The organism is Ferrovibrio sp. (genome assembly GCF_046297595.1).
In the GTDB taxonomy this organism is placed as follows: domain Bacteria; phylum Pseudomonadota; class Alphaproteobacteria; order Ferrovibrionales; family Ferrovibrionaceae; genus Ferrovibrio.
In genome coordinates, this window is record NZ_JBKBHT010000003.1 from 476813 (window position 1) to 488807 (window position 11995).

General features: G+C 66.2%; 9 protein-coding genes and 1 pseudogene. 3 read left to right on the forward strand and 7 right to left on the reverse strand.

Translation table 11 applies throughout. From position 1 onward, the window contains the following. Positions 1-54: 54 nt before the first annotated feature. The 3 genes from ACK4FJ_RS11255 to ACK4FJ_RS11265 form a co-directional block, all read right to left on the reverse strand. A complete protein-coding gene (locus ACK4FJ_RS11255; protein ID WP_409766436.1) occupies positions 55-1317 on the reverse strand; it encodes a PepSY-associated TM helix domain-containing protein in 1263 nt (420 codons plus the stop codon). A 22-nt stretch (positions 1318-1339) separates the two neighbouring features. Continuing rightward, on the reverse strand, positions 1340-2023 hold the full coding sequence (locus ACK4FJ_RS11260) for a Fe2+-dependent dioxygenase (RefSeq protein ID WP_409766438.1): 684 nt from the start codon (positions 2021-2023) through the stop codon (positions 1340-1342). 99 nt (positions 2024-2122) lie between these two features. Continuing rightward, positions 2123-4336, reverse strand: a complete 2214-nt coding sequence (locus tag ACK4FJ_RS11265; protein ID WP_409766440.1) for a TonB-dependent receptor — start codon at positions 4334-4336, stop codon at positions 2123-2125. Between the two features lie 309 nt (positions 4337-4645). On the opposite strand from ACK4FJ_RS11265, the gene ACK4FJ_RS11270 reads away from it, so the two are divergent. The 3 genes from ACK4FJ_RS11270 to ACK4FJ_RS11280 are packed head-to-tail and all read left to right on the forward strand — an operon-like array spanning position 4646 to position 9286. Continuing rightward, positions 4646-5800 carry an efflux RND transporter periplasmic adaptor subunit gene (locus ACK4FJ_RS11270; RefSeq protein WP_409766442.1) on the forward strand — a complete coding sequence of 385 codons (1155 nt, stop codon included), beginning with the start codon at positions 4646-4648 and terminating at the stop codon, positions 5798-5800. 20 nt (positions 5801-5820) lie between these two features. Continuing rightward, complete coding sequence (locus ACK4FJ_RS11275; protein ID WP_409766732.1) at positions 5821-7836, forward strand: MacB family efflux pump subunit; 2016 nt, start codon at positions 5821-5823, stop codon at positions 7834-7836. Between the two features lie 7 nt (positions 7837-7843). Next, a complete protein-coding gene (locus tag ACK4FJ_RS11280; RefSeq protein ID WP_409766444.1) occupies positions 7844-9286 on the forward strand; it encodes an efflux transporter outer membrane subunit in 1443 nt (480 codons plus the stop codon). A 13-nt stretch (positions 9287-9299) separates the two neighbouring features. Here ACK4FJ_RS11280 and ACK4FJ_RS11285 read toward each other — a convergent pair whose 3' ends face one another. The 4 genes and pseudogenes from ACK4FJ_RS11285 to ACK4FJ_RS11300 all read right to left on the reverse strand — a co-directional run bounded on the left by ACK4FJ_RS11285 (position 9300) and on the right by ACK4FJ_RS11300 (position 11994). After that, a complete protein-coding gene (locus ACK4FJ_RS11285) occupies positions 9300-10214 on the reverse strand; it encodes an alpha/beta fold hydrolase (protein WP_409766734.1) in 915 nt (304 codons plus the stop codon). A gap of 62 nt (positions 10215-10276) precedes the next feature. Further along, complete coding sequence (locus ACK4FJ_RS11290; protein WP_409766736.1) at positions 10277-10423, reverse strand: amidohydrolase family protein; 147 nt, start codon at positions 10421-10423, stop codon at positions 10277-10279. Positions 10424-10454: 31 nt separating this feature from the next. Continuing rightward, a pseudogene (locus tag ACK4FJ_RS11295) lies at positions 10455-11123 on the reverse strand (amidohydrolase family protein); the annotation flags it as partial. Continuing rightward, positions 11086-11994, reverse strand: coding sequence for a serine aminopeptidase domain-containing protein (locus ACK4FJ_RS11300; RefSeq protein WP_409766446.1), 909 nt, complete (start codon positions 11992-11994; stop codon positions 11086-11088). The pseudogene ACK4FJ_RS11295 and the gene ACK4FJ_RS11300, both read right to left, overlap by 38 nt. Position 11995 lies beyond the last annotated feature (1 nt).

Consider the following 11995-nt stretch of genomic DNA (forward strand, 5'->3'; position numbering starts at 1 on the left):
TTTCTGTGGATACCCCGAAGACGGCCGGCCTGAGGATTTTGTGACAGGCCGCTTCTACTCGGCCACTTGCCGCAGGGCCTCCTGCTTGGCCAGTTCCATCGCCCGCCGGTTGCGGCGCTTGATCCACCACATGAAAAAGCCGGTGATGGCAAACAGCGGAATGATCACGCCCGAGACGAAGACCAGGAATTTGTAGACCCCGCCCAGCCCGGTGCCGTAATGCAGCGCGCGCTGCCAGGCGATGATGGACTCGCCCACCGAAAAGGTCTTCGGATCGAACACGTCGATGACCTGGCCGCGCCAGGGATCGATCAGCACGGTAATGCCGGGGGCGCCGTCTTCCGGCGTGCCGCGCACCAGACCGATGCGCAGGGCCTGATCCGGCCTGGTCGGCAGGAAGGCATTCAGGAAGCGTGCATCGGGAACCCTCTCCTGCGCCAGGACCAGTCCCTCGGCCAGGCCTATGCGGCTGCCGCCGCGCACCGGCTCGACGCGGGCCTGAAACATCGCCGCCCGCATGTCGCGGCCCGGGAAGACGGCGTTCACAGCCGCCGAGATCTGCTGCGGAAAGGCGAGATAGACACCGGTGAAGTTCACCAGCATGAACAGCACCAGGCTCCAGATGCCCACCGCGCCATGCAGATCGCGGTGCAGCCGCAGGCCCTTCGCCCCCTTGCGGATGGTGAAGGCGGCTTTCCACTGCCCGTTCCGTGGCCACCAGATCACCAGCCCGGTGCAGCCCAGCACCAGCATGGCGATGCCGAGGTATCCGACCAGCTCTCGCCCCAGGCCACCCGAGATGAACAGGTGACCATGCAGGTCATGGAAAAAACGCACCCAGCCAGTCATGGCCTGCTGGGTTTCAATCGGCTGCGCCGTCACCGGATCCAGCAGGATCTGCAGGCTGCCGGCAAAGGGGCTGACCCGCGGGATCGCCGCCTGTACCTGGCCCGGCGGCGCCGGCTCGGTATTGCGCAGCGCCGGCCGTTCATCGGCCATGCCGGGGCGCGACAGCCGCACGGCAGCGGGCTCACCCGGTTCGGCCGGCCAGCGCACGGCGATGGGAATCCGGCCCGGCTCGCTATTGGCAGCCTTCGCCGCTTCGATCAGCTCGGTCGGACTGCGCCATTCGCCGGGCGTGGTGACCTGCGGCTCGCCCTGGCCGAACAGATGCTCCAGATCATGGGCATAGACCAGCACGCTGCCGGTGATGCCCATCATCACCAAAGGCAGCAGCAGGATCAGGCCGGTCCATAAATGAACCTGTTCCAGCCAGTACCGTAGGCTGCGGCGTTGCAGTTTGGATTTGCCAGCCATGGAGCGGGACCCTCGTGTCGTCTTAGCTGTCGGCCCAGCGCCGCAGCAGGTTGTGGTAGATGGCAGTGAGCTGCACGACCTGCGGATCGGCATTGCCAAGCCGCGCCGTCAGTTGCTGGATCGAGGTGTCGAGTTGGAACAGCAGCGTGCGCTGGCCGTCGTCGCGCACCATGCTTTGCAGCCAGAAGAAACTGGCGACGCGCGCGCCGCGCGTCACCTCGGTCACGCGGTGCAGGCTGGTGGACGGATAAAGCACCATGTCGCCGGCCGGCAGTTTTACCCTGTGCTCGCCATAGGTATCCTCCACCACCAGTTCGCCGCCCTCGTATTCTTCTGGCTCCGCCAGGAACAGCGTGCAGGACAGGTCGGTGCGGATGCGGAAATCGCTGCCGGCCAGCGGACGGATCGCATTGTCGACATGGTTGCCGAAGGATTCGCCGCCGCCATAGCGGTTGAACAGCGGCGGAAACACCTTGAGCGGCAGGGCACCGGAAATGAAGAGCGGGCTGCGTTCCAGCGCGTTCAGGATCATGTCGCCGGCCTGCAATGCCGCCGGCGACCCCTCCGGCAGCTGCATGTTCCTCTTGGCCAGCGCCGACTGGTGCCCGGCGGTGACGTTGCCGTCTACCCAGTCGGCGGCATCGATCAGGTGGCGGCATTGCGTCACCTGCTGCTTGGTCAGTACGCCGGGTATGCGCAGCATCATGGCATCGACTCCGAACTTGCGGCACCTGAAACGGAAACGCCCCGCCCGATGCATTACGGGCGGGGCACGCGTCTCCTGCGCGGCTTTTTTAAGCGGTACTCAGAACTTGAAGTTGGTGGTCAGCAACGCCACCCGCCCCGGCGCCACGATGGCGAACTGTCCGGCATGGGTTGCGTCGTAATAGGTTTCGTCGAGCAGGTTCTGCACGTTCAGCTGCAGATCGACGCTGGCGGTCAACCGGTAGGCGACCATCGCATCGAACCGCCAGTAGTCGGGCAGCGTGTAGGTATTCGCCGTGTTGGCATAGCGTTTGGCCGTGTAGATGGCGCCGCCGCCGATGGTCCAGTCCGGCGCGATGTCATAGGTCGTCCACAGGCTCAGGTTATGCGGCGCGATGAAGGGGAACTCATTGCCATCGTTGCTGGCATTCGGGCCGTCATCGAGCAATTCGCTCCGCAGGTAGGTATAGCCGCCGAACACCTTCCAGCGCTCGGTCAGGTTGCCGGTGGCACCGACTTCAAAGCCGTCGACGCGCTGCTTGCCGACCGGCAGGTTCTCCGCCGTGTTGTTGATGCCGCTGACACGGGCATTCTCCTTGTCGGTGCGGAACACCGCCGCAGTCAGCGACAGCTTCTTGTCGAGAAGATCCCACTTGGTGCCGATTTCGTAGGTGACATTCTCTTCCGGCTTCAGGCTGTCGTTGGTGGCCGAGATGCTGCCCTCGTCGCCGCCTTCGCCGGCGCCGCCGCCCGAGGGATTCGACGATGTGCTGTAGGACACATAGACACTGCCATTCGGCAGCGGCTTGTAGACCAGGCCGGTCTGATAGTTCAGGAAAGTGTCGCGCCGGCCGAGATCGAAGCTGCCCGAGGTTCCGACACCGACGGATTTGGTTTCGTAATTGTCGAAACGCAGGCCGAGATTGACATCCCATTGCGGCGCCAGCGCGATGGTATCCAGCAGATAAATCGCCTGGGTATCCACTGTGGTGTGAGTATAGCTGGAGGATGGCCCGATCGTACCGGTATAGGGATCGGAAGGATTGGGGTCATACAGGCTGCCGCTGCTGCCGGTCACGGTTGCCGGATTCAGCGTATAGCCGCGGTTGGCGTTGTTTTCGCGGGCCAGCTCGATACCGGCCATTGCATTATGCTTCAGGCCGCCGGTTTCGAATTCGGCCTTCATGTCGGTCTGGTTGATGATGCTTTCGGTATCGGCGTTGCGGCTGCGCGACTCGCGCGAGATCGTACCCGACTGAACCTGCGCCAGGCTCACATTCGGTTTGGTGACGATATACTTGTTCTCGGCATAGCTGTAGCGCGTGGTGTTGCTCAGCGTGATCGCATCGGTCAGGTCGTGTTCGATGCGGCCGGTCAGGCCATCGTAATAGGTCTCGCGAAAATCGCGGCTGGTCAGACCGTAGAAATTGTCACGGTCGACGTTTACCGGCTTGCCGGTACGTGGATCGAAGGGATGGCCGTAGTCCGGCATATCCTCGACCTGGTAATGGTAGTAGCTGAGCGTCAGACGCGTCGGCTTGTTGAGGCCGAAGGTGATCGTCGGCGCGAAGCCGTATTTGGTGACCTCGACTTCGTCGCGGCCGGCCACCTCGGCATCATGCGCCATGGCATTGAGGCGCAGGCCGATATTGCCGTCGATCACCCGGTTGATATCGACGGTGAGCCGTTTGGTCATGTCGGTGCCAAGCGTGGCGCTGCCGGCGTTGAAATCTTCCGCCTTTGCAGTCTTGCTCACCAGATTGAGCGTGCCGCCGGTCGAGCCGCGACCGACGAAGGTGCCATTGGTGCCCTTGGTGATTTCGACCTGTTCGAGGTTGAAGGGGTCGCGCGACTGCGAGCCGGTGTCGCGGATGCCATCGACATAGGTGCTGCTGAGCGCATCGAAACCGCGGATGAAGGCGCGGTCGCCAATGGCGGTGCCGCCCTCGCCGGCGCCGAGGCTGATGCCTGGCGTGGTACGCAGCACTTCGCTCATCGAGGTGGCGCCACGCTCCTGGATCAGTTCCTGCGGAATGATGGTGACCGATTTGGGCGTGTCGAGCAGCGGCGCCGTGAATTTCGGCGAGGCCGATTCATCGACCTTGTACCCCTCGGCAGGCTTCTGGCCTTCGACCGAGATGGCCGGCAACTGGGCTGGCGGCGCGGTGGTCTGGGCAGCGGCCGGCAGGCCGGCGGCGCTCAGTGCGACCGCGGAAGCGGCGCCCAGCACATGCGGCGAGACGCGGCCCAGGCGCAGGCGCCCGACAGTGGGCTGCAGAGGAAGCGTGGGTTGCGGAAAAACGGAATCAGCCATGGTTCACCCCCAGGGAAGCGGAAGACGTGGGAACCTGGCTGGCTGGCCCGGCTGGTCGCCGGGTAATTGGCTGGCTTGGTCATTTCTCTTGGCTCGGCCTGTCCCAGATGGGTGGCCGGCTCGGCTGGCGACATAACATTACCGGGAGCCATATTGCAACTAATTCTCACTACTATAATTCTCCGGGCTCCTGTAGGATTTCTCACGCCCCAGACCCCTTCGGCCTCTCGCCCGTCAGCCGGGTTGCGCAGGATTACGGTTTCTGGCGCGTGGATATCGTGTCGGTTTTACCCATTTCCTGTGCCTCCCATGAAACGTCCTGTCCTGATCCTGTCTTCCGCCGCCCTCGTCCTGCTGCTGGCCGGCGGCGCCTGGTGGTACTGGTCCGCCCGCGCCGACACCCAGCCCGCCTTCCGCACCCAGACCGTGGCGTTGGGCAGCGTGGAGGACACGGTGGCAGCCGTCGGCACCTTGCAGCCGTTGAATTACGTCGATGTCGGCACCCAGGTTTCGGGCCAGCTCAGGACCATCTACGTGGATTACGGCCAGCGCGTGCAGCAGGGCGACCTGCTGGCGCAGATCGATCCCACCGTCTACGAGGCCCGCGTCGCCGCCGACCAGGCCAACCTGCTGGCCCTGAAGGCGCAGCGCGCCGACAAGCAGGTGCAACTCGGCCTGGCCGAGCGCCAGTTCGAGCGTCAGCGCCGCCTGCTGGCCGAACGCGCCACCAGCCAGGACAGCTACGACAGCGCCGAGGCCAACCGCCGCTCGCTGCTGGCGCAGATCGCGGTGCTCGACGCGCAGATCCAGCAGGGCGAATCCACGCTGAAATCGGATCAGGCCAATCTGGGCTATACCAAGATTTACGCGCCGATGACCGGCACGGTGGTGGATATCAGCGCCAAGCAGGGCCAGACGCTGAACGCCAACCAGTCGGCACCGACCATCCTGCGCGTGGCCGACCTCGACACCATGACGGTGAAGACCCAGGTCTCCGAAGCCGACGTGCCCAAGCTGGCCATCGGCATGCCGGCCTGGTTCACCACCCTGGGCCAGCCCGACAAGAGACGCGCCGGCACACTGCGACAGATCCTGCCCACGCCGGAAACCGTCAACAACGTGGTGCTCTACTCTGCCCTGTTCGACGTGCCCAACCCCGAGCATGATCTGCTGACCCAGATGAGCGCGCAGGTCTTTTTCGTGGTGGCGAAAGCCGAGAACCTGCCCGTCGTGCCGGTGGCGGCCCTGCGCCCGCTGCCCAACGATAAAACACGTTTCGCCCTGCGCGTGATGGAAAACGGCCAGCCGATGCGCCGCATCGTGGAGGTGGCGGCCAGCAACCGCGTACATGCCGCCATCGCCAGCGGCCTGAAGGCCGGCGAGGAGATCGTGCTGGATGCGCCGCCGGCCGGATCGCGCAATGCCGCGGCCGCGCGCGCCGGCGGCCCGCCGCCGCGGCTGTAAGCAGGCATGCCATGAACGTGATGGCCGCGCCCCAGACCACTGCACCCCAGACTACTGCGTCCCAGACCGCCGATCTGCAAACCCGCATGCCGGTGATCCGCCTGCGCGATATCCGCAAGACCTTCTATCGCGGCACGCTGGCCGTCGAGGTGCTGCATGGCATCTCGCTGGACATCCATGCCGGCGAATTCGTAGCCATCATGGGTGCATCGGGTTCGGGCAAGTCGACGCTGATGAACCTGATCGGCCTGCTCGACCGGCCAACCAGTGGCTCCTACACCCTGGACGGTAACGAGGTCGCGGCGCTCGATGCCGACCGGCGCGCCCTGCTGCGCCGCGAGGCTTTCGGCTTCATCTTCCAGCAATACAACCTGCTGCCCGGCGAAACTGCCGCCGGCAATGTCGAGATGCCGGCGATCTATGCCGGATTGTCGCGCGGCGAACGGGCGGCGCGCGCCGCCGAACTGCTGAACCGGCTGGGCCTGTCCGACCGCATGGACCACCGCCCGACGCAGCTTTCCGGTGGCCAGCAGCAGCGCGTCTCGATTGCACGCGCTCTGATGAATGGCGGCGCCGTCATCCTGGCCGACGAGCCGACCGGCGCGCTGGACAGCAAAAGTGGCGCCGAGGTGATGCAGCTCCTGCGCGACCTGAACGCCCAGGGCCATACCGTGCTGCTGATCACCCACGACCCGGAAGTGGCAGCGCAGGCCAACCGCATCGTCGAACTCAAGGACGGCAATATCGTCTCCGACCGCGTCACCGGCAGCGTCACCGGCAGCGTCACGACGGCGCAGGCCGCTCCGAAACGCCCGCAGCATCGCGCCAGGACAAGCTTCACGCCATTCGACCTGCTGGAAGCCGGTCGCATGGCCCTGCAGGCTTTGCGCGGCAACCTGCTGCGCACATTGCTCACCCTGCTGGGCATCATCATCGGCGTGGCTTCCGTGGTGGCGATGCTGGCCATCGGCGACGGTGCCAAGCAGTCGGTGCTCGACCGCATCACCGCCATGGGCACCAACCTGCTGCTGGTGCGGCCTGGCGCGCCCAACATCCGGCGCAGCGACGGCATTACCGCCACCCTGGTGGCCGAGGATGCCGATGCCATCCGCGCGGAGATATCCAATATCGCCGCCGTGGTGCCGGAATATACCGGCAATGTCACGGCACGGTTCCGCGACCGAGACGCCGTCACACAGGTCAATTCCACTGTGGCCGATTTCCCGAAGGCGCGCGACTGGCCGGTGGCCGATGGCGTGTTCTTCTCGGCCGAGGATGTGCGCGCCTATGTGCCTGTGGCGGTGATCGGCCAGACGGTGGCGAACAACCTGTTCCCGGGCGGCAATCCCATCGGCCAATACGTGCTGCTCAACAGTATTCCCTTCCAGGTCGTCGGCATCATGACCTCCAAGGGCGCCACGCCCTGGGGCGCCGACCAGGACGACGTGATCTACGTGCCGCTCACCACCGGCATGCTGCGCTTGTTCGGCCAGCGCTATGTGAAGACCATCACAGTCCAGGTCGAGGACGTGACCAGGATCGATGACACGCAGGAGGAAATCCGCCAGCTTCTGATGGCGCGCCATCGCGCGGAGGATTTCCAGATCCGCAACATGGCCTCGATCATCGAAACCGCCATGGCCACCCAGAACACGCTCACCATCCTGCTCGGTTCGATTGCCGCCATCGCGCTCCTCGTCGGCGGCATCGGCGTGATGAACATCATGCTGGTCAGCGTCACCGAACGCACGCGCGAGATCGGCGTGCGCATGGCCACTGGCGCGCGGCGGCTGAACATCATGCTGCAGTTCAATTCCGAGGCGCTGGCGATCTGCACGCTGGGCGGCCTGATCGGCGTGGCCGTGGGCCTGGGCACCACCTGGCTGTTCGCCTGGTTTGGCCGGCCGGTGGTGTTTTCGCCCGAACCCGTGCTGCTCGCCTTTTCCTGCGCCTTCGCCACCGGCCTGCTGTTCGGCTATCTGCCGGCGCGCAAGGCCGCCGATCTCGACCCTGTCGTCGCCCTTTCCGCGGAATAACCGACCCATGCCTGCCTTCCGTCTGACGGCCGCTGCCGTCCTTGCCCTGTCGCTCGGCGCCTGCTCGATGGTGCCGGACTATTTCAAACCCACCGTCGAAACGCCGCAGGCCTGGGACAGCCGGCAGGATGGCACCGGCCAGTGGCCCGATACGCAATGGTGGCACAGCTTCGGCAGCGCCGAGCTGAACGCCCTGATCGCGGAAGCACAGGCCAGCAACACCGACCTGCGCGCCGCCGTCGCCCGCATCCGCCAGGCCGAGGCCCAGGCCAAGATTTCCGGCGCCGCGCTGTATCCCACTCTGGGCAGCGATGGCTCGGCCACCCGCAGCCGCACCGGCCGCGGCACCAGCAGCACCACGACGACGACCAGCAGCTCGCGCTCGGATGCGGTGATCCGCAACAGCTTCGCCGGCAACCTCACGGCCGGTTACCAGGTCGATCTCTTTGGCGCCAATTCGGCCACTGCCGATGCCGCGCTGACGCGGCTGGAATCCAGTCGGTTCGACCGCGAGACCGTGGCGATCACGCTCTATGCCGATATCGCCACCGGCTATTTCCAGCTGCTGTCGCTCCGCGACCGCATCCGCCTGGCCAACGAGACTTTGCGCATCGCCGAGGGCGTGCTTGCGCTGCTGGAAAGCCAGCGCCGGCTGGGCGTGACCACCGATTACGAAGTGGCGCAGCAGCGCAGCAGCGTCGCCACCCAGCGCGCCACGGTGGCCGCACTTGAGCAGAGCGAACGCCAGGCGCTGGATGCGCTGGCTGTTTTGCTCGGCCGCAACCCGCAGGGCTTCCGCGTCGAAGGCCGCACGCTGGCCAATCTCAGCCTGCCGCCGGTCGCCGCCGGCCTGCCATCGGAACTGCTGCTGCGCCGGCCCGACCTGCGCAAGGCGGAAAGCGACCTGCGCGCCGCCAATTTCGATATCGGCGCCGCCCGCGCCGCGCGTTTCCCCAGCCTCGACCTCACCGCGCGGGCCGGCTCCCAGAGCGGCACGACCGCAGCCTTGTTCGAACCCAACACGATGATCTATTCCATCGCCGCCTCGCTTACCGCGCCGATCTTCCAGGGCGGCCGGCTGGAAGGCCAGGAGGAACTGGCGCGCGCGCAAAGCCAGGAACTGGTGGAAAGCTATCGCGGCGCCATCCTGTCGGCCTTCCGCGACACGGAAGACGCGCTCGGCGCCACGGTGAATACCGGCCGGCAATACGGATTCGCGTCGGAAGCCTTCGAACAGGCCAACGACGCCTACCGCATCGTCGAGGCGCGTTATCGTGCCGGTACGGTGGGTTTCCTCGACCTGCTGGATGCCCAGCGCTCGGTGTTCTCGGCCAACGATTCCATGGTGCAGGCGGGCCTGAGCCGCTTCACCGCCAGCGTCGACCTCTACAAGGCGCTGGGCGGCGGCTGGGACGGCAGCACGGTGCCGCCCGTCATCACGCGGCCCTGATCACCTAGTCTGATCATCCTGCCTTAAGATTCGGCGCCCCGCTGGCGTTGACCGACGCCGTCGCTGCCTGCAGCAGCCAGTCGGCCTGTTCGCCCCAGATGCGCGCCGGCATGTCGCGCCTGAAGAAACCGAAATGGCCGATGCGCTGCAGGCCCCAGTCACGCGGCGCCACATGCAGCCGTTCGATGCCGGCATTCGGGTAATAGCCCATCAGCTTGTCGACGCCTTTCTTCGGCCCGAAATCGTGGTCGTCGGCGAAGCTGATCATGCGCATGCGGGCGCGCACGGCGTCGTTATGGGGCCGCAGCGGCGCGCCGGCATCGTCGACCAGGTAATGCGGCGAGCAGCACCAGCGCCGCCAGTCACGCGCAATGGCGGCGGGCAAGGGCTGACCGCCCAGCCACCAGCCGGGGATGCGGCCGATCAGGCCGACCACCGTCGGGAAAGCGACATACCATGACAACCACAGGCGCAGCTGATGCCGGCGCGACCAGTTGCGCCAATAGCCATGCTGCGAGGCAATCGCCAGCACGGCGTCGATATCGCCCGCCTGCGGCATCAGGCCCAGCATCTGGCCGCCGAAGGAATGGCAGACCATGGCGCGGCGCTGGCCGGGCGCGCGCGCGGCCAGGATATCGGCCGCCGCCGGGATGTCGCGCCGGCCCCAGTCGAGCATGCGCGGCACAGGCGCGCCGGGCGTGTGCGGCGAATCGCCGATGCCGCGATAGTCGAAGGTAAGCACGGTGAAGCCGCGGCCGCCGAGAAAGGCGGCGAAACGTTCGTAATAGCGGCGCGACACGCCGGTGGCGGCGTTGACCTGCACGCTCACGCCATTGGGCTGGACCGGCTCAATCAATGTGCCGGCCAGCAGCTGGCCATCGGGAACCGGGATCGGGACGGACAGAATCCGGAGGGGTGGCTTATGCATGCGGGTGAAACTAGAGGTGCCGATTCCGGCCGGGCAATTACGTGCGACGTAAGTCCGCGCGTTCAGATCCGGTAGACACGCTGCGCGTTGCCGGCGAGGAACAGCGCCTTCGCCTCGGCATCGAGGCCGAGCGTATTCAGCGCCTCCAGCGCCTTGTGCGGCATGATCATCGGGTAGTTGCTGCCGAACAGCACTTTTTTTGCGGCCATGGCCCTTCATGTAGTCGACCAGCGCGGCGGGATAACGCTCCACTGTGTAGGCCGAGGTGTCGATATGGACGCGCTCGTGCTTGGTGGCGACGGCGATGGCCTCGTCGGTCCAGGGATAGCCGATATGGCCGCCGACGATGGTGAGTTCGGGGAAATCGATCGCCACCTGGTCGAGATAGATCGGCCGGCCGACTTCCGACGGCATCAGCGGGCCGGTATGGCCGATCTGGGTGCAGAAGGGCACGTCCAGCTCGCAGCAGGCGGCATAGACGGGATAGAAGCGCCGGTCGGTGGGCGGCACTTCCCACAGCCAGGGCAGCACGCGGATCGCCTTGAAGCCGAGATCCTGCACGCAGCGGCGCACCTCGCGCATGGCTGCCATGGGCTTGGAAATATCCACCGAACCCACGCCCACCAGCCGGTCGGGCGCCTGCGCCACGAAAGCCGCCACTTCGTCGTTCGAGATCATGTCGTTGCGCGGTGCGGCCCAGGCGCAGATCAGGCTTTTGGCGATGCCGGCCTGGTCCATGGCGGCGACGGTGGCCGCCACCGGCACCTCGCCCGCGGGCATCTGGCCTCTGGTCCAGCGCCGCAGCGAGTCGAAGATCGGGTCCTGCATCAGCCGCAGGGTCGGATGCTGGGCCCAGGCATCGATGATCATGTCAGGCCGCCCGGGAATCGTGTCTGCGATAGGCGGCATTGTACAGCCACTCGGCCATATCGGCCCAGCGCTCCTGCGGCATCTCGCGCTTGAAGAAGCCGAAATGGCCGATACGTGGCAGGCCCCAGTCGCCCGGCGCGATATGCTGGCGCTCGATCCGCGCGCCGGCATAGGTCTGGGCCAGCAGGTCCACGCCGCGCTTCGGGCCGAAATCCACGTCGTCGGCGAAACTGATCATGCGCATGGGCGCGCGCAGGCGGCGGTTCAGCGTCTGCAGCGGCTTGCCATGATCGTCGGACATGTAATGCGGCGTGCGGCACCAGCGCGCCCAGTCCAGCGCCACGCCGCGCGGCAGCGGCTCGCCGCCCAGCATGCGGCCGGGCACATGGCCGCGCAGGGCCACGGTCAGCGGCATGGCGACATACCAGATCGCGGCCAGCCGCACCTGCTGCTTGGCCGGCCAGTTACGCCAGTAGCCCTGCTGCGCGCCGATGGTGACCACGGCGGCGATGTCTTCGGCATAGGGCAGCAGGCCCAGCGCCTGGCCGCCGAAGGAATGGCCGATCATGCAGGCCCGCGCCTCGGGGAAACGGCCGCGCAGGAAGGCGGCGGCGGCGGGGATATCCTGGCGCGCCCAGTCCAGCATGCGCGGCGGCGGGGCGCCGGGCGTGGTCTCGCGCGAGCCGCTGATGCCGCGATAGTCGAAATTCAGCACGGCGAAGCCGCGCTGCGCCATGAAGCCGGCGAAGGCATCGTAATAGCCGCGCGGCACGCCGGTGGCGCCGTTGATCTGCAGGGTCAGGCCGTTGAAAGCCGCGGCCGAGGCCGGCGCAAACAGCCGCGCCGAAAGCCGCTGGCCATCGGCGGCGGCAAGGGTGACGGATTCGGAAGACGGAGGAATATCGCTCATG